Source organism: Chitinimonas sp. BJB300, from assembly GCF_002735695.1.
Classification (GTDB): domain Bacteria; phylum Pseudomonadota; class Gammaproteobacteria; order Burkholderiales; family Chitinimonadaceae; genus Chitinimonas.
Genome location: NZ_PDZH01000069.1, coordinates 1 through 24,258, shown reverse-complemented (window position 1 = coordinate 24,258; position 24,258 = coordinate 1). Strand labels below are relative to the sequence as shown.

20 protein-coding genes and 1 tRNA gene are annotated in these 24,258 nt (G+C 56.0%); 9 read left to right on the top strand and 12 right to left on the bottom strand.

Annotation, left to right across the window (positions count from 1 at the left end; genetic code table 11):
- Positions 1-521 precede the first annotated feature (521 nt).
- Genes CSQ89_RS12930 through CSQ89_RS12920 form a run of 3 tightly spaced genes read left to right on the top strand, consistent with a single transcriptional unit; the run spans position 522 to position 6,121 of the window.
- Positions 522-3,356: a type VI secretion system Vgr family protein gene (locus CSQ89_RS12930; protein WP_099406562.1), complete on the top strand. Its 2,835-nt coding sequence runs from the start codon at positions 522-524 to the stop codon at positions 3,354-3,356.
- A 27-nt stretch (positions 3,357-3,383) separates the two neighbouring features.
- Positions 3,384-4,937 carry a hypothetical protein gene (locus tag CSQ89_RS12925; RefSeq protein ID WP_186293328.1) on the top strand — a complete coding sequence of 518 codons (1,554 nt, stop codon included), beginning with the start codon at positions 3,384-3,386 and terminating at the stop codon, positions 4,935-4,937.
- 17 nt (positions 4,938-4,954) lie between these two features.
- A complete protein-coding gene (locus tag CSQ89_RS12920; protein ID WP_099406561.1) occupies positions 4,955-6,121 on the top strand; it encodes a hypothetical protein in 1,167 nt (388 codons plus the stop codon).
- Between the two features lie 39 nt (positions 6,122-6,160).
- Here the strand turns inward: CSQ89_RS12920 and CSQ89_RS12915 are convergent, their stop codons facing one another.
- The 11 genes from CSQ89_RS12915 to CSQ89_RS12865 all read right to left on the bottom strand — a co-directional run bounded on the left by CSQ89_RS12915 (position 6,161) and on the right by CSQ89_RS12865 (position 19,717).
- Positions 6,161-7,375, bottom strand: a complete 1,215-nt coding sequence (locus CSQ89_RS12915) for a tyrosine-type recombinase/integrase (RefSeq protein ID WP_099406560.1) — start codon at positions 7,373-7,375, stop codon at positions 6,161-6,163.
- A 201-nt stretch (positions 7,376-7,576) separates the two neighbouring features.
- A tRNA-Phe gene (locus CSQ89_RS12910) sits at positions 7,577-7,652 on the bottom strand.
- A 71-nt stretch (positions 7,653-7,723) separates the two neighbouring features.
- Positions 7,724-8,242 carry a hypothetical protein gene (locus CSQ89_RS12905; RefSeq protein WP_099406559.1) on the bottom strand — a complete coding sequence of 173 codons (519 nt, stop codon included), beginning with the start codon at positions 8,240-8,242 and terminating at the stop codon, positions 7,724-7,726.
- Positions 8,243-8,264: 22 nt separating this feature from the next.
- Complete coding sequence (locus tag CSQ89_RS12900; RefSeq protein WP_099406558.1) at positions 8,265-8,888, bottom strand: hypothetical protein; 624 nt, start codon at positions 8,886-8,888, stop codon at positions 8,265-8,267.
- Positions 8,885-10,486, bottom strand: coding sequence for a hypothetical protein (locus CSQ89_RS12895; RefSeq protein WP_099406557.1), 1,602 nt, complete (start codon positions 10,484-10,486; stop codon positions 8,885-8,887). The genes CSQ89_RS12900 and CSQ89_RS12895 overlap by 4 nt, the downstream gene beginning before the upstream one ends.
- Before the next feature lies 1 nt (position 10,487).
- On the bottom strand, positions 10,488-11,690 hold the full coding sequence (locus CSQ89_RS12890; RefSeq protein WP_233203148.1) for a type II secretion system F family protein: 1,203 nt from the start codon (positions 11,688-11,690) through the stop codon (positions 10,488-10,490).
- On the bottom strand, positions 11,690-13,384 hold the full coding sequence (locus CSQ89_RS12885) for a GspE/PulE family protein (RefSeq protein WP_099406555.1): 1,695 nt from the start codon (positions 13,382-13,384) through the stop codon (positions 11,690-11,692). The genes CSQ89_RS12890 and CSQ89_RS12885 overlap by 1 nt, the downstream gene beginning before the upstream one ends.
- A complete protein-coding gene (locus CSQ89_RS12880; protein ID WP_099406554.1) occupies positions 13,381-14,940 on the bottom strand; it encodes a tetratricopeptide repeat protein in 1,560 nt (519 codons plus the stop codon). The genes CSQ89_RS12885 and CSQ89_RS12880 overlap by 4 nt, the downstream gene beginning before the upstream one ends.
- Positions 14,941-14,951: 11 nt before the next feature.
- Positions 14,952-16,796, bottom strand: coding sequence for a pilus (MSHA type) biogenesis protein MshL (gene mshL / locus CSQ89_RS12875; protein WP_158228991.1), 1,845 nt, complete (start codon positions 16,794-16,796; stop codon positions 14,952-14,954).
- 85 nt (positions 16,797-16,881) lie between these two features.
- Complete coding sequence (locus CSQ89_RS12870) at positions 16,882-18,309, bottom strand: AAA family ATPase (RefSeq protein WP_099406552.1); 1,428 nt, start codon at positions 18,307-18,309, stop codon at positions 16,882-16,884.
- The gene (locus CSQ89_RS12865) at positions 18,299-19,717 is read right to left on the bottom strand and encodes a sigma-54-dependent transcriptional regulator (protein ID WP_099406551.1); all 1,419 of its coding nucleotides are present in this window, start codon (positions 19,715-19,717) and stop codon (positions 18,299-18,301) included. Before CSQ89_RS12865 ends, CSQ89_RS12870 begins: the two co-directional genes overlap by 11 nt.
- Before the next feature lie 410 nt (positions 19,718-20,127).
- On the opposite strand from CSQ89_RS12865, the gene CSQ89_RS12860 reads away from it, so the two are divergent.
- The 6 genes from CSQ89_RS12860 to CSQ89_RS12835 are packed head-to-tail and all read left to right on the top strand — an operon-like array spanning position 20,128 to position 23,952.
- A complete protein-coding gene (locus tag CSQ89_RS12860) occupies positions 20,128-20,937 on the top strand; it encodes an ABC transporter ATP-binding protein (protein ID WP_233203146.1) in 810 nt (269 codons plus the stop codon).
- Positions 20,930-21,724: a lipid asymmetry maintenance ABC transporter permease subunit MlaE gene (gene mlaE, locus CSQ89_RS12855; RefSeq protein WP_099406550.1), complete on the top strand. Its 795-nt coding sequence runs from the start codon at positions 20,930-20,932 to the stop codon at positions 21,722-21,724. The genes CSQ89_RS12860 and mlaE overlap by 8 nt, the downstream gene beginning before the upstream one ends.
- Complete coding sequence (mlaD, locus tag CSQ89_RS12850) at positions 21,724-22,206, top strand: outer membrane lipid asymmetry maintenance protein MlaD (protein WP_099406549.1); 483 nt, start codon at positions 21,724-21,726, stop codon at positions 22,204-22,206. Before mlaE ends, mlaD begins: the two co-directional genes overlap by 1 nt.
- 12 nt (positions 22,207-22,218) lie before the next feature.
- Complete coding sequence (locus CSQ89_RS12845; protein ID WP_099406548.1) at positions 22,219-22,830, top strand: MlaC/ttg2D family ABC transporter substrate-binding protein; 612 nt, start codon at positions 22,219-22,221, stop codon at positions 22,828-22,830.
- Positions 22,831-22,840: 10 nt separating this feature from the next.
- Positions 22,841-23,107 carry an STAS domain-containing protein gene (locus tag CSQ89_RS12840; protein WP_233203144.1) on the top strand — a complete coding sequence of 89 codons (267 nt, stop codon included), beginning with the start codon at positions 22,841-22,843 and terminating at the stop codon, positions 23,105-23,107.
- 38 nt (positions 23,108-23,145) lie between these two features.
- Positions 23,146-23,952, top strand: coding sequence for an MlaA family lipoprotein (locus CSQ89_RS12835; protein WP_158228989.1), 807 nt, complete (start codon positions 23,146-23,148; stop codon positions 23,950-23,952).
- Positions 23,953-24,071: 119 nt separating this feature from the next.
- Here CSQ89_RS12835 and CSQ89_RS23220 read toward each other — a convergent pair.
- On the bottom strand, positions 24,072-24,258 hold a 187-nt coding region (locus CSQ89_RS23220; RefSeq protein ID WP_233203143.1), incomplete at its 5' end, for a hypothetical protein.

Genomic DNA, 24,258 nt, shown 5'->3' with positions numbered 1-24,258 from the left:
CACCTACCATCGCCGACAAGCCCGTTGCTGTCGCCGCACCAAACGTGCTCAGCAAATAGTCGGTGTACAAATCGAGTTCTTTGTTCTTCATGGCGACAGGTTAGCGTATGCACTGCGTAACATCAGTCACTGACAACAAAGTGAGTTGTAAGCAAGCTTTGTCAGCAATCAACGACAGCTGTTGTGAAACCGTACTAAAAAGGGCGCTTTCCCACTCCGACGCAGCCCAGCCCCAACGGCCAAATCACTGATGTGCAGAAATGCATGCCTAGAGTGCATGAAAACGCATGATTTTTTGCACCCATCCGACCGCTTCCCCCGCCAGTACTGACGCGGATTTCGCCTATTTTTGCAGGTGCATGAAATGCGCCCGATGAAGTGCGCGGGCGTGGCGGGGATATGAGCGCGCGCGCAGGGAGTAAGCTATCGGTAAATCGCACGAAAGCGTCGGTGCTTGTACCTTGATGTCACGCGTGGAATGACGCACTATCCCGCGCAAACACCCATTCAGGCCGCGCCCTATGTCATCCTTTTCTTCCGTCACCCACGCCGGCCAGTCTTCTCTCGGCAGCCTTGCCAACAGCGCCGTCGCAGACAACATCGGCAAACTGCTTGGCAACCTCAGCCTGCAGCAACACGCCCGGCTGATCCGCCTGGATGGCACCCCGGTGCCGGTGCTGGTCGAACGCTTCAAGGGGCAAGAGGGGCTGGACACCCTGTTTCACTTTGAAGTGGATGTCATTGTTGAAATGGCCGGGCTGGCCATGGCCGACTGGGGCAACAAAGAATTGCAGCTCACCCTCATCGACCCCAGCGGCAAACCGATGCTTCGCCATGGCCGTGTGGTGGCGATGAGCGAAATCGGCAGCGATGGCGGCTTTTCCCGCTATCGCGTCACCTTGATGCCCTGGGCCTTCGTGTTGGATAACCGCCAGGATGCCTGGGTCTTTCAAGACAAGACCGTGCTCGACATCGCCACCGAGCTGTTCGCCGACTACCCCGAGGCCAACTGGCGCAAGACGGTGACACAACCGTTACGCAAGCGCAGCCTGTGCATCCAGTACCTGGAAAGCGACTGGGCCTTTATCTGCCGTCTGTTCGCTGAAGAAGGCCTGAGCTTTGTCTTTGAACACCTCGATGCAGCAGGCGGGGCGAGTGGCGATAGCGCCCTCTCACGCTGCCGCCTGCATGTCTTCGACAGTAAAGCCCAGCTCGACGATGCCGGTGAATTCCGCTTCGGCCAAGTCAGCGCCGCGCTGGCGGACGACCGCTTCACCCGCTTTGAACGCCAGACCCAAGCCCAACCCACGCGCGTGCAGCACAGCAGTTGGGACTACCGCAAGCTGCATGCCCCGGCCGGCTCCGCTTCATCCACCCAGCCCAAGGGCGAACTCGCCAGCCTGGAAGACTACGACGGCAGCGAGGCCTATCGCTTTGACGATGCCGAACAAGCCGAACGCATCGCCACCCTTCGCCAGCTGGCTTACGATGGCGCAGCCGAGGGCTTTGTTGCCGAAGGCGCGGTGCGCGCTTTACGGCCCGCCCAGGTGTTCACCCTGCTCGACCACGCCGACTACCGCGGTCGCCGCTTTGTGGTGCGCAGCATGCAGCATCAGGGGGCCAATAATCTGCAGTCAAATGTCGGCGGCGGGCAGCAGGCCAAAGGGGTCGAGGCCGGTAGCTATCGGCACCAGCTCACCTGCCAAGCCATCGAGCGCCCACTGGCCCCCATGCCACGCCTTAAGCCCATCGCCCCCACCCAGACCGCGCTGGTGGTGGGCATCGCCGATTCCCCACTGCGCAGCGACCGCCACCATCGCATCAAGGTTCAGTTTGGTTGGCAGCGCGGCAAGCAGCCCAATAGCGGCGGCATGGCCCACCCTGCCGGCGACAACGCCCCCGGCAACGAAGCCGGCTTTACCTGGGTGCGACTGGCCGAATGGCTGGCCGGGCCCAACTGGGGCACCCAGTTCACCCCCCGCGTGGGCGACGAAGTGCTGATCAACTTTATCGACGGCGACATCGACCGCCCCCTGGTGGTGGGCAGCGCCTATAACGACCAAGCCACGCCGCCCTACGCCGCCGGCCACGATGGCCCCGCCAACCACGCCGGCCACCTCAGCGGTTTCCACAGCCAGACCCTCGACGGTGCCGACTACAACCGCTGGGTGATGGACGACACCCCCGGCCAGCTGCGCAGCCAGCTCAAAACCAGCCGGCAGGACACCGAACTCAACCTCGGCCACCTCGTCGCCCAGCCTGCCTTTGCCGCCCAGCGTGGGCGCTATCGCGGCGAAGGCGTGGAACTGCGAACCGATGGCTGGGGCAACCTGCGCGGTGAAGCCGGCCTGCTGTTCAGCAGCCATACCCAAGCCCAGGCCAACCAGACCCAGCTGGCCGCCCACGCCACCCAGGCACAGATCAAAGCTGCCGAAACGCTGGTGCAGCAACTGGGCGACACCGCCACTACCCACCACGCCCTCGCCATTCACAGCCAGGACGCCATCAAGCAACTGCACCAGCAAATCAGCGAGCACACGGGCGCAGTCAACGGCCAAGCCGCCCAGCAGCCCGACCCTGAAGGCGACGGCCGTCAGCTCAAAGACCCGGTGGAAACCCTGCAAGACAGCCCCGCCGTCCTCGAAACCCCCAACACCCTGGCCGCCATCACCGAAGGCAGCCACCTGCTGTACGCCAGTGGCGACATCCAAGCCCAGGGCCGCAACGATGTGCAGCTCACCGCGCTGCACAACCTCACCGTGCAAGCCGGCAACCGCCTTGGCCTGTTCACCCACCACGGTGGCATGAAGCTGATTGCCGCCGAAGGCGACCTGCACCTCGCGGCGCATACCGACCTGCTCCACCTCGCCAGCGAACAAGCCCTCACCCTCACCAGCACCGACGACAGCATCGAAATCACCGCGCAGAACAGCATCACCCTGTTTGGTGGCGGCGCAGCCGTGGAATTGAAGGGCACCAACATCACCTTCAAAGCCCGTGGCGAGTTCATGGTGAAGGGCAATTCCGATGCGATGCCGGGGGGCATGGAGGCGGGTAGTTTGCCTGCCCTACCCACCGGGGCAATGGGCCTGGCTGATACGAAAAAAGCCGCCGCTCAACCGCCAACCCATTGGATCGAACTGGATTACCGCGACCCTGTCGATGGTCATGGCATTGGCGGCGCGGAATACGAAATCCATTTTGACGGTGGGCCAGTATTGACCGGCACATTGGACGACAACGGCAAAGCCCGCCGCGAAGGCGTGCCCGGCAAAACGGTCAAGAAAATCATCTATAAACCGCGCAAGCCAGACACAGACAAGCCTTACGCACCGCTCAACGATTTGCTCGGCTGAGCGCATTCATACAAGGACTGACCAACGATGGCAGCTTCAGAAGCTGAAATCCGCACCGCGCTTACTTGGGAAAGCGGCGAGCACCCCCCGCAAGATAGAAATACCTGGGCATGGCTGTGGGAAGCCATTCAGGGGGACTTCAACGACAATCGCTCAACCGGGCAGATTGCCTTTGATGCAGCAATATCGATGGTGCCGCTAGTTGATCAGGTCTGTGATGTTCGAGACCTGATCGCAAACTGCAAAGGCATTGCGCAAAGCAAAGAAGGGGAGGATGACACTTGGAAATGGGTTGGGCTCGCGCTTACCCTGATCGGCCTATTCCCGAGCTTAGGTAGTCTGGTAAAGGGCGTACTTAAGATCTTTTTCCTGTTCTTACGCAAGTACGGCGGTGGGCAGACGGCGAAAGCCGTGGATGATGCCATGACCTGGGTCATCACCTTGATACGCAAACGTGAAGTGCAGAAATACCTGCGTGTGCATAAGGTCGATGAAGTATTCAAGTGGCTGGCCGATCAGATTCGCGTTGTGCGTGGCCAAGTCCGCGCTTATGCCCTTCGCACCGCATTCGACAAGGGCATCAGCACACTAAAAGGCCTGCTAGACAAGGTTACCTGGATGCCTGTGGTCGGCGACAAGGCACGTAAGACGTTGGAGCAGGTGCAGGCTGTCCGCAAAAAAGCGGATGAAATGATTTCACCGGCCATCAAACCCGTGCAGGCAATGCTGGATCGTATTATTTGGCGGCTCGACTACGAAAGTGCATTGCAACGCAGCGGCATTGTGGATGCACACAACGTGCATTTTAGGGGAACCCTGCCAGAAGCCCGCGCCATTACCTTGATGAGAACCACCGAACCCTTACCTAGTTGGTTGAGTAAAGGAACAGAGGTTAAATGGACAGAGCAGGACGTCAAAAAAGGTAGGGAGATTGTCGCGCGTAAAAATAAAGGCGAAGACAAATGGCCTGAATTGAACGACAAAAACATAGCCTCTTTCCATAGCATGAAGGCCATCGAGGTGAAAGGGCCGGCCAAGTTTTACCGCGTTACCTCGCCGGGTAATGGCGCAATGGGCGATTGCTGGGTGCCTGAAGATGTATGGGTCAACATCATGAACAGCCCCGACCCTAAAGCCGCTTGGCGCAAATACCTGGCGGTGTGGCCAGACTGGAACCCGGACAGTCAGTTTGTGGTGATGGAAGTACCCGCCGGCCAAACCATCAAGGCATGGCGTGGGCCCGCTGCCAGCCAAGTAAAGGACATCAAAAAAAACCTCGATGCTCACCTTGAGGGCGGTTGGGATCAGGTGGTTTTCAAAGTCGAAAAGCATGAGTTCGACACCACGCGATATTTTATGAACAGCGAAGCCAAGCTCCAGCCACCCGGCTTGACGCGTGCTGAATGGGCAGCCCTACCCGAAGATAAACAGGCGGCCTACATCGGCATTCGCGAGCAGATTAACCACCCCCATATTCGCGGCCCCTTCGATACCAATTGGGGCGTTACCGACTTTGATGCCCAGTTGAACGATGCCCGTATTGGCATTCCCGCTTTGCCGGGGCAACTCACCAACCGTTAAGGCTGCAAGGAGCAATCATGTCCTGGTTTCGCAAATCTCCACCCTCACCCCCTACCGATTTATTTGGTAACCCCCTCAGTAAAGGCCAGCCTTTTGTACTGAACAAATGGCAAAAACGCCAGGCAGCCCTGCTGTATCACTGGACATCGATGGCTTACCTGGAAGGTTTACTGGGGCTGATCGACACATTGATTAAAGGGGCCGATGTCACGCTGGAGCTGGCTAAGCTCCAAGACCGGGATGCACTGCTGACCAATGATCGCTGGGGCGTGCGCGACACCTCGGCTAACTGGAGTACCCGTGTCTACCCTGCACTGGAGGACTTCAGAAAATCGACCATAGAAGATATTGCCCTAAGGGCTACTGATTTCTATGGCAGAACAGGAGCAAACCAATGTGCTCACATGTTCGGCGAACATTCCTCACTTTGGATGAGTGCTGAAGAAGAGGAACAATTCAGTAAGCAGCTGGATACGATTTGCAGCTATGCCTTAAAACTTGACTATGTCGTTTCGCCTAATCGAACCTTGGACGATTATTCCTTTTCTGAAGAATGGCAGGAGAACATTGCGCTTTTCCCTCGTCTGCCCAAATTCAAAGTACACACGGATATTGAGGCCGAGAGTGGCAAGCTGCCCACCAAAACCGGCGTATACGTGCCACAAGATGACCCATTGGGAGCCCTACAGTTTGGTTGGACCGGCAATAAGGATGGAAGACTGGCTGAGTGTGTAACGTTCAACGCTTTAGGCCAACGCATGGTGCAAGACATTGGCCGTGAGGCTTTATGGGGCGATGGGACAAAAATAGCCACTTTTGCCGTTGCTGCTCGTAAACGAGGTGAAAAAATAGATGTGGGGGCATTTGAGCCGAACGATGACACTGTTCCACGCTGGGCACCCGTCGTGCTGTCAGGTAATAGCTTCACCAAACGCCCCTGCAAGTGGTACTTCGTTGAGCTAGTCGAGGACGAATACGACGACGAAACGGAAGAAGAAGCCTCCCCGCAATCTGAGCCTCAGCGCCTGCGCTGCGAAGCCGGCCAACCCTGCCCACAAGCCGGATTCTGGTTCACCCCTGCCAAAACCGGTTCACGCCGTGCATTCAAACAAGGCGAAACCATGCCCGAAGTGGCATCGGGCTATGGCGCAACCATTTGGCAGTGGGATAGCAGTCAGGTCTGAATGAACCCCAGGCCTGGAAATCAGGCTGGATGAGGCTGCCTATTGCCTATTCAAACCGAGGGACATTTGGCTTTCAAGGAAATCTGCATACCATTGCAGCATTTTTCGTCGATCATCCAAGTATTCAGAACGGTGATAGGCGGCTCTCACCTTATTTCTTTCGGCATGCGCAAGCTGTCGCTCGATCACATCCGCATCGAAGCCTTCTTCATTCAGCACCGTTGAAGCCAATGCCCGAAAACCGTGCGCTGTTGCTATGTCCTTGTAACCCATGCGCCCAAGTGCATAACCTAACGTATTCTCACTAATTGGCTTAGACAGATCGGTTTGAGAAGGGAATAGCAATTGACGATGGCCCGTAAGCGGCTTGAGCGTTTCTAGCAGCCCGATTGCTTGCTTGGACAACGGGACAATATGCGGAGACCGCATTTTCATGCGCTCGGCAGGAATACGCCAAACAGCGGCATCAATGTCCAACTCGTCCCAGCGGGCACCACGCAACTCGCCAGGACGTACCATTGTCAGCATCAACAAGCGCAAAGCGATTTTGGTTTGTTGGCGTAGTGGCTCAATTTCCAGACGGCGGAAGAACTCTGGCAGTTCCTCGCGCGGTAAAGCTGGGCGGTGTTCGACCTTCTTGGCCGTTAAGGTCTCGGCAAGGCGGTGGGTAGGGTCTATTTCGGCGCGCCCGGTGACGATGGCAAATCGCATGACACACCCCATACGCTGGAGTACGCGCTGGGCGGTATCTAGAGCACCACGCTTTTCGATTTTACGAACCGTCGCCAGAATTAAGGGGGCGGTGATTTGTAGAACGGGTAGCTGGCCCAAAATGGGGAATGCATCCGCCTCTAACGACTCAATCACCCTGGCAGCATGGTCAGGTGACCAGCGAGCAAGCTGGGATGCGTGCCATTCGCGGGCAATCATCTCAAAGGTGTTAGCCGCTTCAACAGCACGAACCACACGCTCGGTCTTTCTAGCCACTCTAGGGTCAACCCCACCAACAACCTTCTCCAAAGCGCCGTCGCGGGCTTTACGGGCCTCTGCTAAGCCGGTGTCTGGGTAGTAACCAAGCCATTGCTTGCCAGCTTTGCCATGTAGTCGGAAACGATATAACCAACGCCTTCGCCCTTCTGGGGTTACAACCAAGAAAAGCCCCTCACCATCCGCTAAGGTGTATTCCTTTTCAGCAGGCTTTGCATTTTTTATCTCAATATCTCGGAGCAGCTTGGCTCCTAGCTTTCGCGGCATCTTGCGTCCCTACAGTTGAAACAACTCAATTGGTTTTTGTGCCCCTATTTTCAATCAATTTGATGAGAAGGGACACAAGCGGGGGCGCAAAAAACGTGGCTGTAGGAGGAAGTCCTGGGATGGTCTTGGACAAGAAAAAACCCGCACAGCTAGTATCTATGCGGGTTTCTGGACTCCCCTGGACTGCTAGGGATTTGTATCTGGTGGCCAGTCGCGGAATCGAACCACGGACACGCGGATTTTCAATCCGCTGCTCTACCAACTGAGCTAACTGGCCGTCGAGAGAGGCCGCATTAAACCGGAAAGGCGGCAGCCCGTCAACCCAGGGCATGAAAGTTTTTCGGATTTTTATTTTGATGGCTTGGGCGAACGTGGATCGGGTTTCTTGCTTACTCTGTGTTCTGGGGATTTGGCGGCACGCTCGGCCAGGCGTTTCAGGAGCAATCTGGCGCTTTGAGTGGGACGTTGGTAAGCCTCGTGGACATTGCCGTTGGCGGGATCTAGCGTCTGGCCTACCTTGAGGATACCTTGGGCGTCGGGTTGGTCTGGCAGGTACACGACAAGGGTGGTAGCGGTGTTGCTGGCGGTTTGGACTGTGGTGCCTGCAACGCTGCTGCTCTTGAGTTGTTTGCCATTGACCCATAGCACGGCTGGCTTCCCTGGTCGTTGTAGTATGCCGTCCAGACGTATCGTTTTGCTTGTATCGCCAAAGGATTGGCCGTCGAATGTGCCTAGTCGAGCGTGGTTGAGCTCGAAACGTTCTTCGGGGTTGAAAAAAAGGCGGCCCAGATCAGCGTCATCCAGCGTGCCCGCCACGGCCCAGTGGCAAAGGAGATAGATGCTGAGGTAAGCGAAGGATCTGGACATAGGGTATCTCTATTGCAGATCGTTATTGGGGTGGCGTTTCTGGGGTTGAAGGGGGCGTATCCAGCGTGATCAGTTCACCGTGGCACTTCATTTCCAGTAGATAAGGACGAGCTGTTGCGCTCCCATCGCTACGCTTGAGGTTGCACTGGCGGATGATGCTTGCCCCGGGTAGAGCGCTGATCTCAGCCAGCATTCGCAGCAAATCACCCTCGTGCAGTAATTTACTCTCCAGCTCCAGTTTGCTGGCGAAGAAGCGGACGTTCTCCAGCGGCTCTGGCGTGTTGGGCGGGTCTTCGAGCAAACGACGGGGTTCGATTTGTAAATGGATGGCTGCGGGGTTGCCCTTCTGGATTTGGGCAGCAAAGGCTTCAACCCAGGCCAGACGTTGTTCCTCCCCAAGCACCCCATTTTTTTTGAGGTGGTCCAGTTCAGCTTGATAGGTTGCCAGGTTGGCGCGGTCGGTCACGGCGGTTGCTGCACGTACTTCCGCATCATCGGCAGCGGCGCTAAGCCCGTTGTGCCGATTAATGGCGGTATTCCTTATCCAGTTGGCCAAGCCCACTAGGCCGCCAGCCAAGAGGAATGCCAATAAAACAGCTACCAACGGTATGCGGATACGTTTTAGATCTCGAAGCTGCCAATTCATGGTGTGGGCTCCGCTGCTGGCGTTGATCGCAGAGGCCGAATGATGCGTACGGCGAGCGGTGCGCCTTGAATGTCCGGGCCTTGTTCGCTATTAAATTCGATTTTGCTTTCCGACTTGGTGTCCAGCGGCAGCTGTACGATCTCAGCCTTGTCCCCTGTTTGTATGGCGAACGACAGGACAAGAGCATCGCCCAAATCCAGTGCTTGGCGATAACGATCTTCATACTCAAGCAAGTGACCACGAAACTGCATGATGATGTAGCGCTGGGCATCTACCGCCGGCGCACCAGGTTCCGGCTCTGTTGCTGGGGCTGTAGGTGGCGGTGCTTCCGTGTCGTCTGCCCGTGGGATGGGGCTGGTGCTGACCTCCCAATCTATCTGGTCCAGTTCAAACATCGCATAGTTGTTGAAAACCTGCGATACCTCGACCAGGGTTTTACCCAGGTTGGGCCACTTTTCAACCAGCTGGCGGTAAGCCTGGACCACATTCTTCATGCCGCTGGGTGTAAAGCTGCCGTGCTGCTGTGGTGGGACATTACTGTTGTAGATCAGATCGGCTTTTGCCTGGCGCTGGGCAAATACCAGGCTTTCCAGGTCCAGCTGGCGGCTGGCGTCCCAATACGAATGGCCGGCAAATAGACCAAAGAGCACGATGAGCACTGCAAAAACATAGAGTGCACGACCGACTTGCCACGCGACGTAAGGTTTACGTTGAGCAATGGGTGCGTACTGATTCTTGGGGTGTTTTCGCGCCAGATAAGCCAGCCAGATCGGTTCGGCAAACCGGAGGTTAGGCACGCAGCTTACATGTAGGGCATCAGCCAAACGCTGCATGGGCAGGAAACTGTAGTGAATCAATTCGCTGTCGGGGCAGGCCTCGCGAAACAAGCTCTGTTCTGCCTCACTGCAGAGCATAACGATATGCAGCACTTCCGTGCGCTCAATGGCGCGCAGGCTGGCCAGGAATTGACGGGCACGGGCCGACTCTGCTGCAAGTTGGTTGGCTTGCCCTTCAACCGAGTCCTCTTCCAATACGGTTAGGCGAGAGAAGCGCATTGCGCCATCAGCCAGATAGGTTTGGCGCAAACCGCTGCTGTTTTGCCGGCTGATAATCAATACGCGAGGGGGGAGCCCGGTGATGCGGTGGGCGTGCTGGGCGGTGAGTAGCGAAACCGAGTAGATCCCGACGATGAACGCCTCTTGCTTAACCAACACCTCCAGCCACATGTCCAATGGCACGGGGTTGCTGACAGCGGTAAACAGGATACGGTCATCCCGGCGGCCGCCCTCTTCGCGGCCTTGATGGGCGGTGCTGTAGTATTGCGATGCCCGGTAGAGCTGGGTCAAACGCCGATCGATCAGCTTACGGCGGTCTCTAGCGTTGACGTGGGGCACCGTTTCGACGCGGCAGTCCTCTTCTTGCAGGTCGAATAGGATGTACCAGTGCGCATTGGTAGCTTTGGTCGCGAATTCACTGAAGGCAGCTACCCCTTCAGCATTCGCTGAGTAGCTGGCTTCTTGCTGAATTTGGCCGGCCTGACTTTGCCATAAACTCAGGCTGGTATCGCTCAAGAATAGGAAGTAGCTGCGGCGTACCATATCAATATTTGATCTTGGTCAGTAGGTCGTAAATCGGGCCCAGCACCGACAACATGACGGAACCTAGCAGGAAACCCAGTATCACGGTCATTGCCGGTTCGATCATGGCTTGTATCCGTTCAATCGATTCCTTGACATCGCGGTTATAGAAGTAGCTGACATTTGCGAGTGCGCTATCCAACGCCCCTGTGCTTTCCCCCACCCGCAGCATGCGAATCACCAAGGGAGGGAAAAGCCGTACCCGTTCGAAACTGGTGGCCACGCCCTGGCCTTCGCTGATCTGCCCACGTACGTTCTGCAAACCCTGTGCCATAAACGTGTTGCCCACAACGCCTTCAAGAATCTGGATACTTTCCAGAATGGCGATACCAGCGCCGTACATAAGGGCGAAGTAGTTGGCAAAACGCGCCAGCATGATCTTTTCCAATACCGGGCCGATATAGGGCAAACGCAGTTTTAGGCGGTCTGCCCGCAGCTGATAGTTTGGATCGCTGATTTTCCATACCCACCATCCCAGAAACGGGCTGGCCAAAACCATGATGACAAGCAGTGGCTGATCAGTAAGGAGGTGGGAAAGTGAAATCAGGAGTTTGGTATTCCAGGGTAATTCCTGCTGCATGTTCTGAATGAACCCCGCGAGCTTGGGCACCAGCCAGCCAAGCAGGAATCCAATCACCAGGAGGATGATCGAACCCACAAAGAGGGGGTACATCAAGAGCTTGCGGGTCTGTGCGGAAAGTTCGTCCTGCCACTTCAGTGTTTCGACCAGGTTTTTTAATACCTCGGGCAGGCGTCCGCTGCTTTCGCCAGCTTGGATCAGGTTGACGAATACGCCGGAAAACACTTGTGGATGATTTGCCAGCGCTTGTGAAAGCTGCTTGCCGCCTTCAATATCCTCGATCAGATTGGCGACGACTTCGCGGAAATAACTTTGCTCAAGGCTGTCGCGCAAGTCGCCCAGCGCCGAGAGCAAAGGGACGCCGGCGTGTGTCATCTGTTCCATATGGAAGCTGAAGGTGATCAGCTCGCTACGCGCGACTTTTTGTTTGCTGAACAAGCTGGTGCGCGCACGAACTGCCTTGGCATCTATCAAATCGAGGCCCAGGCGTGTCAAACGGGCTTCCAAGTCAATGACGTTACTGGCTTCCAATCGCCCGCGATTGTGTTTACCCGTCTGGTCGATGGCGTGATATTGAAATTGCATCAGATGCGATCCGTTAGATCGACCACTCGGGCAATTTCGTCGAGTGAAGTAATGCCTTCCAATACCCTGCGGATTGCATCTTCCGCCAGGGGGCGGAAGCCCTTCTCCAGGGCGCGTAAGCGGATTTCACGTGTGGTGGAACGATGAGCGATGAGTTCGTCCAGATCGCCATCGAATTTGAGAATTTCCAGAATGGATAATCGGCCTTTGTAGCCCTGGTTGTCACATTTGGAGCAGCCTTGTGGTTGATAGAGCACCAAGGATTGTGCGCTGTCCATACCCAGTATATGGCGTTCGAAATCGTCAGCCTTCTTGCCTACCTTGCAGCTCTGGCAGAGTTTGCGTACCAATCGTTGTGCGATAACGCCGATGATGTTGCCGGCCATGATGTCAGGCAGTACGCCAATATCGAGCAGCCGTGGAATAGCACCGACAGCGGAGTTAGTATGCAAGGTGGAATAGACTTGGTGCCCAGTCATGGCAGCGCGGAAAGCCATCTCGGCCGTGTCCTTATCGCGGATTTCACCGACCAGGATGATGTCCGGATCTTGTCGCATCATGGAACGTATACCGCTGCTGAAATCCACTTTTTCGCTGACAGAAGTTTGACGGATCATTGGCAGCGGATATTCCACTGGGTCTTCCAGGGTCATGATGTTGACCCCTTCGCTATTGATATGGCTGAGTATGGAATACAGCGTGGTGGTCTTGCCCGAACCGGTCGGGCCGGTTACCAGGATGATGCCTTCAGGGCGCGCGATCATCAGTTTCAGCAGATGAAGGTTGTCGTCCGGCAGGCCCAGGTGATCCAGTGGCACCAAACCCTTGTGACGGTCCAAAATTCGTAGCACAACGTTTTCGCCATGTACGGTAGGCTGCGCGGCGACACGGAAGTCGAGCTGCCGGCCCGAAATACCCAGTGAGATACGGCCATCCTGCGGCGCCCGTGTTTCGGCGATATTCATGCCCGACATGACTTTCAGGCGCACCACCATCGCTGGCCAATAGGTCTTGTGCAGACTGCGGATTTGCCGCAACACGCCATCTATGCGGTAACGAATACGCACGAATTGCTGTTCGGGCTCGAAGTGCACATCCGATGCGCTTCGGTGTACCGCGTCGGCCAGCAGCGCGTCGATCAGCCGAACAACCGGTTGGCTATATTCAGCATCGACATTGGACAGGCTGATGTAATCAATCTGCCCGGTTTCTATTTCATGCAGGATGCCGTCAATGGAAAGTTCGAAACCGTAATACTGGTCGATGGCGCGAATGATGTCGGCTTCTGCCCCCAGCATCGGCATCAGCTCGTAGGTATTACGCAGTAGCGTCCGTACCTGGTCCAGTGCGACCAGGTTGTTTGGGTTGGCCATCGCTACCGTCAGCTTCTTGGTTTCAATATCCAGCGCTAAGGGCAGCATCAGATTACGTTTGGCGACATCCTTGGGAATCAGCGCAATGGCGTTGGCCGTGGGTAGGACATTCGATAGATCGACCGAAACCTGGCCCAGGTTTTCCGACAGCGACTCGCGCAGTGTCGCGTCGGAGACAAAACCGAGCCGCACCAGCTCCTTGCCCAGCTGGGAGCCCGATTTTTTCTGTTCGGTGAGGGCAATGTGCAGTTGGTCGGAGCTGATAACGCCTTTGACCACCAGCAATTCGCCAAGCGGAAGTGTCTTTGGCGCTTGGCTCATGGTGAGCTCAGTGAGTTCAGGCGCTGAATCGCTGCAATCGGGTCGAAACTCGCCGGTTTTTTTTGCGCGAGGTCGAGAGCACGTTGGTAGTAGGTACGGGCAAGCGGGCGTTCGCCAAGGGCATCAAGGCTGACAGCCAGGTTGAAGGCATGATCTGGCTGATCAGGGTCGGCGGTATGGGCTTTGAAGTAGTAATCCTGTGCTTCACGCCAACGGTTTTGCTTGGCGAGCAGGCTGCCCAAGGCAGCGGCAACATCGGCACTTGGGCGTTCGGTATAAAGGTTTTTGAGCCGGCTTTCGCTATTTTCCGCATCGTTATCCTGCGCCAAGCTGGTCAACGCGGCTTGGGCGAGCGCATCACGCGGGTTATCGCTCAGTAATCGCTGGTAGGCCGCGCGTGCTTCGCCCAGCCTACCCTGCTTGAGCGCTACGGCGGCTAACCCAAGCAGGGCGTCACGATTTTTGGGCTCCAGGCCCAGTTGCTGCCGATATAGCTCGCCCGCTTTGGTGAAATCACCTTGTTCGAATGTTTGATACGCTTGGTTGACCAGCACCGCAACACCGGCTTGAGGCTGATTGCGGATAAAGCGAACATCCTGCTGCCCTTCCTTTGGGGGGGTGGGCTCAATAATGCTGGCCCTGTCGTGCTGGGATGGTGTCCCTGCACGTCGGGTGCGGGGCTTTGCGGGCTCGGTAGCCGGCGATGCTGTGGCTTTGGATGAAGCTGGCGGTGAGGCGGGATTTTCAGTGGGTGGTGGCTCGCTCGGAGTAGCCGATGAGGGTTCCTGTGCCGCTGGTACTTCCACTTCTGCCCCGATTTGCGCAGTATCGGTGCTGGAAATCGGGGCTTCTGATGTTTCAGTTGGCGCCGCCAGCAGCAATCCGCTTGCCGGTTGTTGCTGCAACCACCAAAGCCAACCAACCGCGGCGCAAAAACAAAGCAGCAGTAGGCCCGCGATGAGTATTAATTTGGATTGGCGTTTTGGGCGCGCATTTGTTTTATACGGTGGAGGGTTGTTTGTGGCGACGGGCTGAGAGGAAGGTTGGGACGTGGTGGGCTGTTCGACCTTAGACTCGGCAGTGTTGGTGGCTAAAGGCGCGGCAACAAATGCTTCAGCATCACCTGCCACAGGGATGGGTTCGGGGGATGCGAGTGGTTCGATGTCTGGCATCGGGGGTGATGGGGGCGATGCTAGCGAGGGTTCTGACAACGCCAAGTCACTGGAAGGGGGAAGGGTCTCTTCGGGCACATGGACATGTTGCAGCAATGGCGGTGCTGTCTCTGCTTCCACAGGTGTTAGTTCGGCTTCTGTCAGGCTAAGGCCGGTGTAAGTGGGGACGATGATGGGCTCGGGCGCTTGAATCTGGGGGAGCGCAGCCTCCTCGGGCTCGTTGATTGGCTGGAGGTCAAGGTCGGGAAAGTCGGCGGTAGTCGCCTGCTCGCTGGCGGGCGCTGCGGTAATAGACAAGGGTGGGCTATCGCCGTTTTGTTCGGCGGCCTGTTTCAGCCGTTTGGCTTCTTCGGCTTTTTTCAGGGCGTCCAGCAACAAGCTCATTACTGTGCCCCCTAGTGTGCTGTCAGGCCGCTTTTAAAGACGGAAATCTCGTCGGCAGGGCGGTTGAAGAAGTCCTCCTTGGGCAGGTATTGTTGATATTCATGCAGGTCACCATTCAGGCTGGGGTCGTGTATGACCACCGGCCGCATGAAGATCACTAACTCAGTTTTGCCGGCGCTGTCGTCGCGATAGCTGAACAAATCACCGATGCCCCATGGCAGGCGCGAGAGCAGAGGCCAGCCGACTCGGCTGGTTTGGATGTTGTCCTGTATCAAGCCACCAAGTATGGCCATTTGGCCATCGGCCAGCTTGAGGGTTGACTCCAGTTCACGAACCTGGATTTCTGGGACCTCGTTGTCTACGGTGCTCCCTGTCAATCGCAGTGCGGGGTCGATTTTGTAGCCGGTGATACGCGAAATGGTAGGGCGTACATTGAGTGAAACCATGGCGTTTTCCCCAATCTGAGGGGTAACACTCATCACTACACCCACCGGCACGGTACGTATTTCTGAGGTGTATTCGCGGCGTTCGGGAGTGGTGGTGGTGGCTTCTGTGACTTCCAGCTTGACGTTGAAGTACACCCGCTCATCCACCACTTTCAAGAGTGCGGTTTGGTTGTTTAGCGCCATGATTTTCGGGCTGGACAGCACCTTGGTCTTGCCGAACTGCTCCAGGAGTTTGATGGTGGCGGTGAAATTGCTACCGTTCAACAGGCTGCTGGCAGTCTTTGTGTAAGTCAGCAGCGCCAGAGGGGAGGTGGCGAATTTGTTGGCAGTCAGGTCCTGGCTGTAGTTGAGCCGATTGTCCTGCGTCTTGAGAACGCTCCAGTCGATCCCGGCCTGGTATCTATCGCCCAGCGTGACTTCAACAATCGTGGCTTCGATCAGGACCTGTCGGCGAGCACCCGCACTGACGCGGTTAAGGTATTCCTGCACTTTGGTGTGTTCGCGGGCAGTAGCATTCACCGTTACCACACCGGTTTCGGGGTGGATAAAGACATCAATACCGGTTTGATCGATGTCTGCGTTGGCGCCCTGGGCGTTATTGCCGATGACCATCGACAAAAGTTGGGGCGCGCCGGCTCCGGCTTGCGCCACCGCCTGGGCGGCTTTCAGTCGGTCTTCCTGTCTGCGGCGGTCACTCTCCGCTTTTTGCTCGATCATCTCGGCATTCCGTACTTGGTTCTCCTTTGCTTCCTGCGCTTCACGTTCTCGCTTTTCTTGCGCTGCGGCGCGCCGGGTGGAAAGAATCAACTCGCGGATATTGGTTTCCATCCTTTCCCAAAACTTGTTCTCTGCAACATTGCTGACTTCGGTGTTCGAACTATTGCGACCTTCGGCACTGCCACCTCCGCCGCTGACCGATCCTCCCGTTGCCGCCACCGAGGTGGAGATCGACACCTTGCCCTGTGCACTGCGCGCCACATTGACGTAGTCGACGCTGTAGCTTTTGACGAATGGGCTGTCCGGTTGAATGACCAACACGCTGTTCTCCAGCGTGTAGCGAATGTCTACCTGGCGGGTAATCCGGTCCAGGATTTGCGGCATGGTCTGATTCAGCGCATTCAGCGTGACATTGCCCTTGATCAGCGGATGAACATCTACATTCAGCTTGGCGTCACGGCCTAGTGCAAATAACAGGTCGCGCACCGGCACATTGCTGACGACAACGCTATAGGTGTCTGCCTTGGCGTTGGCTGAAGGCGGTGGAAGGAAGTTGGGGCGATCTACCGTCGCAGGTAAATCTTGTGGCCGTAGGGCTGGTGCTTGGGCATGACGGCCCGGCGTCACGGATAGGGGGTGGGTGGCGCAACCGGCAAAGAGCAGGAGGGGGGCGATGAGCACGAGACGTCGCATAGCGTGGGGGTGCCCTATGGGGTTTTTTGATTCCTGCGTCAGCACATTAAGTCCCATATAGAACTTTTTGATTTATAGATAAAACTCACTCTCTCCACATTTCCGAACGTATGCCACCAATGCTGCGTAGCAAGGGGTGATCCCGCCTTAATTCTTCCGGTAGCTTTGCCAGGGCCTGCGCCGCACTGGCCTGGTCGGTAAACACGCCATAGCTGAGGCCGTAGTAGGGCACTCCATTCCGGTTGGTGGTTGGGTAAAGGTAAAGCCCGTCGATAGGTAGTTTGCGGGCTGCCTGGACCAAGAGATTAGCCAGTTCCTTGCGGGCATCGCGCGGGGCGGCGGAAAGCAGGACTGTGTAGTGCTCTGCCGATTGCCGGCTCATGACGTTGCGGCTTTCTTCTAGGCGCGCAATAAACAATGACTCTGGCGCTTGCGGACTCAAGGGCGCAGCTTGGGCCTCTGGTGTCGGGGCTGATTCAGTGGTGGGGTCGATAGGGGGGGCTGACGGTGGTGCGGGCGTGACTGTGAGCGTGGGCTGCTGCGGAGCCGGGTGGATGGCGGGTGGGGCAGCTTTGGCTGGCTTGACGTTGGCGGTGTGTTTAATGAATTGGGCGGGCAGGTCCAGCCAGTGCGCCCCAGCTGCGCCAGTCAGCAAGCCCAACAACAAGATGCCAAGTGTCATGGCGGACTTGTGCCATATGCCCCGTGTGCGCTGGCGGAAATTGCTGTCTTTTATGGCGGCACGCGCTTCAATGATGCCGATTTGATGGTGCCCAGCCGCAAAGGCGGATATCAGGGCCTTATCCGCCAAGATGTTGAGTCTGCGTGTCAGCCCTTCGGATTCCTTTGCGATCATCCTCTCTGCGCGAGGGGTAAACAGGTTAGGCCCTCGATAGCCGGCAGTACGCATACGGAACATCAGGTATTCGCCCACATCTCTCTGGCGTAAGGGGGCGAGTTGGAAGCTATGGGTGATGCGTTCGCGCAGTTGGCGCATATGCTGTTCACCCAGCTTTGTATCCAGCTCAGGTTGGCCTACCAGGACAATCTGCATCAGCTTGTGATGGCCGTGTTCCAAATTGGAAAGCAGGCGAATTTCTTCCAGACTCTCCACCGGCATGGCGTGTGCCTCGTCGATCAATACCACTACCTGCCGACCGGCCGCATAGCGTGCGATCAGCGCATCCTGCAAGGCGCGGATACGGTTATGGGTATTGGCGAGGTCCAGCTTCAATTCATCGGCGATCGTCAGCAGGATCTCATCGCGACTTAGACTGGGGTTGGCCAGATAGGCCAGTTCGATATTGGGAGGCAGGCGTTCCATCAACACCCGGCACAGCATGGTTTTCCCTGCTCCGACTTCGCCCGTCAGCTTCACCAGCCCTTCGCCATGCAGAATGGCGTATTGGAGCGCTTCCAGCGTCGTGCCGCGCTCGGCACCTTGATAAAAGAATTCGGTGTGAGGGGTAATCCGAAACGGTGGCTCTGCCAACCCGAAGTGCTCAAGGTACATCAGCTTTTCCATCCCTCTGCGTTTGGCCGCCCAATCTGCTGTAGAGCGTTGTCCGGTTTAACCCCAGCAGCTTTGCCGCCTGGCTCATGCTGCCGTTTGCCAACTGTAGCGCCGCTTGGATAAACGCTTGTTCCTGCTCGGCCAACCATTGATCGAGCTTGAAGTCTGGGCTGCTGGCCAGTCGTTGGTGAATCCCCGGTTCTGCTGCGTTGTTGTCCGGCTTCACGAAATCCATATCCAACTCTTCCCGCAGCTCGGCACTGCCTACCTGCTGACCGGGATATTTGGCGAGAAGGCGAATCGTGATATTGCGCAACTCACGTACATTGCCGGGGAAGCTATAGCGCAGCCAATCCTGGCAGGCTGCGTCATCCAGGTAGAACGGGGCGCTATGCAATTGGTCGGCATAACGCGTCAGAAAGTGTTTTAGCAGCAGCAGCCGATCCTCGCCCAATTCCCTTAGGGCAGGCGTTTCGATATTCAGCACCGAGAGTCGATGGTAAAGGTCGCTGCGGAATGCGCCAGTACGGGCCAGGCTGCGCAGATCACGGTTGGTGGCTGCTACGATGCGGGCGTGGCTGTGGCGGTTTTGTGTTTCGCCCAGTCGTTGAAAGTCGCCGTTTTCCAACACCCGTAGCAACTTTGCTTGCAGCCCGACTGGCAGGTCGCCTATTTCGTCGAGGAAAAGCGTGCCCTCGCCGGCCTCTTCGAAGTAACCGGCCCTGGCGTTCATTGCGCCCGTGAATGCACCTTTCGCATGGCCGAACAATGTGGCTTCGATCAGGCTTTCTGACAGCGCGGCGCAATTGAGCGCCAAGCAAGGGGCTGCAGCGCGCGATGACGCAGCATGCAGGGCTTGGGCTACCACTTCCTTGCCGGAGCCGGATTCCCCGCTGATTAAAACCGGAAACGGCGCGCTGGCGAATTGATGTACTTGCCGCCGCAGTTTCTCCATGGAGGCGCTGCAACCGAGCAAGCCGTCGACAAAGACCTGTGGTGCGATACTTGCGTCGGCACTGCGCCAGTTCAGGGCTTGAAACAACAAGGCCCTGATTTTATCTGGCTCAGCAGGTTTGGCGATGAAGTCGATCGCACCCAGCGTGCGTGCGTGACGCGCCTGTTGTTCTCCTGTCTGACCAGACAGCGCCAGGATTTGCAGGTCGGGTCGCAGCGCTTTGAGTTCGACGATAAGGCGAAATCCCTCATCGGCATGGTGTGTATCGGGTGGCAGCCCAAGATCGACGAGTGCCAATGCGGGTAGAAAACCAGGTTGGCTGGTAAGTGAAATAGCTTCCGGCCTTGATGCGGCGCTATGGACGTCGAAATCGCGCGACAAGACAAGACTCAAGGTCTCGCGGATCAGCGGATCGTCGTCAACCAGTAGTAGTCCGGGTTTGGGTTTGAACATGGTCACCAGGGTTGATTGACTTACGTTCCCGGTTGTACTGCCGCATTTTGGGGCGCGAATCTAATTTTCGCCCGGCGCGGTATAACGGGTTATTTATATTTAGCGTGCTACGACGCAGTGTTTTTCATCGAATGGTTTTGCCCCTAAGGGGCGTATTTGGTATTAGTACTGAGCCTTGGGAAATAGCAGGATATTGAAAACCAGATGAACGGCAGCATTTTGGAAAGATATGTCTAGTAGGGCCGCTATGCTCAATCATTTCAATATGATCCTAGCATTTGCCCTGATATTAACTTCGCAATGGTGCGATAATGTTGTCGCACTGCAACATGAACGGTTATCCCGAATTGGTGTCGCAATCTCCCTTAACCTAGAATCCATTCCCCCCAATGCCTTTGAGCACTACTTTTGTGTCTGCAGATCCCCTTGTCGTTATTGACAACGTCACCTTTGCCTATGACACCCGTACCATCCTGAAAGGAATCAGCCTGACGATTCCCAAGGGGAAGGTTGTCGCCATCATGGGGGGGTCTGGTTGTGGTAAAACCACCCTCCTGCGTCTCATCGGAGGTCAAGTCAAACCATCCAAGGGCCAACTTCAGGTAGCGGGCAAGGTGGTTCATGAACTGGATTCGGACGGCCTGTATGCGCTGCGGCGCAAGATGGGCATGTTGTTTCAGTTTGGCGCTTTGTTTACCGATATGTCGGTGTTCGACAACGTTGCTTTCCAGATGCGGGAGCACACCGATCTGCCTGAAAGCATGATTCATGACCTTGTGCTGATGAAGCTGCATGCGGTAGGGCTGCGTGGCGCAGCCAAGCTCATGCCATCGGAATTGTCTGGCGGTATGGCGCGGCGGGTGGCGTTGGCGCGGGCGATTGCGCTTGATCCCATGTTGATGATGTATGACGAGCCCTTTGCGGGTCTTGATCCCATATCGCTGGGTGTTGTCGGGCAGCTGATCCGCAAGCTAAATGATGCGCTGGGCGCTACCTCCATATTGGTGACGCATGATGTGGTCGAATCGTTGCAGATTGTCGATTACATCTATTTTGTTTCAGAAGGCGCAATTGTCGCGGAAGGGACGCCGGATGAAATCCGGGCGTCTGCGGAACCCTTTGTCCGTCAATTTGTTGGCGGCCTGCCTGATGGCCCGGTCCCTTTCCAGTATCCAGCCAAATCGTATGCAGAAGAGTTGATGGGATTGCAAAATGCTTGACTGGCTTAGTGCTCGCGTTCGCGGTATTGGCTCGCCGTTGGTGGATGCCCTGATCAAGTTAGGTTTTGGTTTTCGTTTTTTCAGCGCGGTATTCTGGCACTCTGGTACCACTTTCCGCCGTTTCAACCTCATCATCCGTGAGGTCTATTTCACGGGCGTGTTGTCGTTGGTGATCATCCTGGTGTCCGGCTTGTTTGTGGGCATGGTGCTGGGCTTGCAGGGATACGACACCTTGCAGCGTTTTGGTGCTTCCGAAGCACTTGGTGTGCTGGTGTCACTTAGTTTGCTGCGTGAACTAGGTCCGGTTGTGGCGGGCTTGTTGTTCGCCAGCCGTGCGGGTTCTGCCATTACGGCGGAAATCGGGCTGATGAAGGCAACCGAGCAGTTGGCCGCTATGGAGATGATGGCGGTTGACCCCCTGGCGCGTGTCGTGGCGCCGCGTTTTTGGGCAGGGGTGTTGTCGATGCCCATCCTGGCGGCGCTGTTTTCTGCGATGGGTATTTTAGGCGGCTATTTGGTAGGTGTTGTCCTGATTGGCGTGGATGCAGGCTCGTTTTGGGCGCAGATGCAGTCGCAGGTTGATTTCTACAACGATATTGGCAATGGCCTGATCAAGAGCCTGGTATTCGGCGTTGCTGTGTCCATGATTGCTGTTTTTGAGGGCTTCGATGCGCCACCGACAGCTGAAGGGGTATCCGGTGCTACTACCCGCACCGTGGTTACGTCTTCACTTGCCATTCTGGGTCTGGATTTCATCCTGACCGCTTTTATGTTCCGAGGTGTTTGATGAATCGCCGCTTCTACGACTTTTGGGTCGGCTTGTTTGTAGTTCTGGGTTTGGCTGCATTGGCCTTTCTCGCCTTGCGGGTGAGCAACGTTTCTTCTACGGCTGGCCACGCTACTTATCGGGTTACCGCATCGTTTGACAATATCGGCGGTTTGAAAGCCAAAGCGCCGATAAAAAGCGCTGGCGTTCTGGTCGGCCGGGTTTCCGCAATTCAGCTCGACCCGAAAACCTATCGCGCCAATGTGACGATGGATGTCGAGCAGCAATACCAGTTCAGCAAAGACGCCTCTGCCGAGATTTTGACTTCCGGTATTTTGGGCGATCAATACATCGGCCTGACACCCGGCGCTGAAGAAACCATGTTGAAGAATGGTGATCGCATCACTCTGACTTCATCGGCAATTGTGCTGGAACAGCTGATTAGTAAGTTCATGTTCAGCAAGGCTGCGGAAAATGCCCCTGAGGCGAAATCCGCCCAATAACAGGAAATGAAAATGCGTAAATTTTTTGGTTGTATCTTATTGCTAACCGGGTTGAGTGCTGTGGCAGCAGACGTGCCGGCGCCTGAACAGCTGGTACGTACCACCAGCAAGGATGTCCTGGAAGTCATGAAAAAGGAAAACCTGTCGCCAGCCGACAAGCGTTTCCGTGACTTGGTGGAAGCCAAGGTCTTGCCTAGCTTTGACTTTAATCGTTTGACTGCACTGGCAGTGGGGAAATATTGGCGTCAGGCTACGCCTGACCAACAGGCTGCATTGGTTCGTGAGTTCCGCGTGCTGTTGATTCGTACCTATTCAACTGCAATTGGTGCCAACAAGGTGCAGGATATCAATGTGAAGCCGGTTAAAATGGCTGATACGGATACTGACGCCACCGTACGTACCGAAGTGATTACTGCCAGTGGCCAGCCTTTCCCGATTGACTATCGCTTGCTGAAAACCGCCAATGGCTGGAAAGTTTATGATGTGGCCGTCGAAGGTGTGAGCTTGGTTACCAACTACCGTACCAGCTTTAATCAGACTATCCAGAAGGATGGGATTGATGGTTTGATCAAGGCGTTGGTTGACCGGAATGCCGCTCAGCCCGCAAAGACATCGGCCAAGTAAGATGACAGCAGTGATAACTCTTACCGGTGGCTTAGTGTTGGATTCTATCTGCCGCATTGAGAGAGAGTTTGCTGATCAGCTGCGCCAGTCTACTCTGGTAGTGGATTTGGCTGGTGTCAGCGAAGTTGATTCGACGGCAATTAGCCTGCTTTTGCAGTGGCGGCGTGCAGCCGCTGCTGCTGGGCGGCAGTTGCAGTTTCGTCAGCCTCCCGCCAGCTTATTGAGCTTGGCCACGCTTTATGGGGTCGAGGAATTTTTGCAGTTTTCGAATGATTAAGCCGGATGTACGGCCTGTTGCCGACTTACTGGATAAATATGCGTTACTCCCTGCCTTTATTATTAAGCCCCCTTTTGCTTGCGGCTTGCGCTACTCCTGCCAATCATTACGACCCGCTTGAACCCGTTAATCGCAAGGTATACGCCTTTAATGTTGCGGTAGATAAGGCGGTACTCAAACCAGTAGCACGCGGTTATGTCGCTGTTACGCCTAGCCCGGTGCGTACGGCAGTGAGTAATTTCTTTGGAAATTTGGGCGATGTCTATATTGGCACGTCGAATTTCCTGCAAGGTAAATGGCGGCAGGGCACTACTGATTTTGGCCGGGTTATTTTCAATAGCACCCTGGGTTTGGGTGGATTGATAGATATTGCTTCCATGGCGCCGGGCCTGCCTAAGCATAATGAAGACCTGGGTCAGGTACTGGGCTTTTGGGGTGTGGGTTCCGGCCCTTATCTGATGTTGCCTTTGCTTGGCCCCAAAACCTTGCGTGATACCACTGACTATTACGGTATTTATTACCTCTCGCCAACCCGCCATATACACGATTCAGCGACTGTAAATAGTATGGGTGGACTGAATCTGGTAGAGCGGCGTGCGCAGTTGCTGCCAGTTGAGGAAACCATGCACGCAGCGGCTTTTGGCGATGAATATGCCTTTGTTCGTGATAGCTATTTGCAACGCCGTTATAGCCTTGTGTGGGATGGACGGCCCCCTGTGCCGCTTCAGCTGGGCGATAAAGTAGAAGTGGATGATGACGAAATCGACGTGAAGAGTCTCGATATGTCGGGCCTGGAGAAAATCGAAGCCCCAGAAGCATCGAAAAAAAGCCCGTCAGCACCCTGAAGTCTCTCTAAGAACCTGTTTACGATCCGTCACGAGCAGCTGTCAGCAGGGTGAAGCGCAGCGCAGAAACCGGAATGTACTGTTGTACATGAGGATTTCGAGCAGCACATGAGCCCTGATCACAGCTGCGCAGTAAGATCGTAAGCGGGTTCCAAAGCGGCCGGTTGGCCGCTTTGTTGTGTGCGCCCAGCATGGGCGCACTCCTGCGGGTGGAAGTCCCGCCGTAAGTTGATCACAGCGAACGAAGTGAAGCGCAACTGCGTGAGGGCGACCGAGCGTGGGAAGGAAGCGTGGATCGTAAACCGC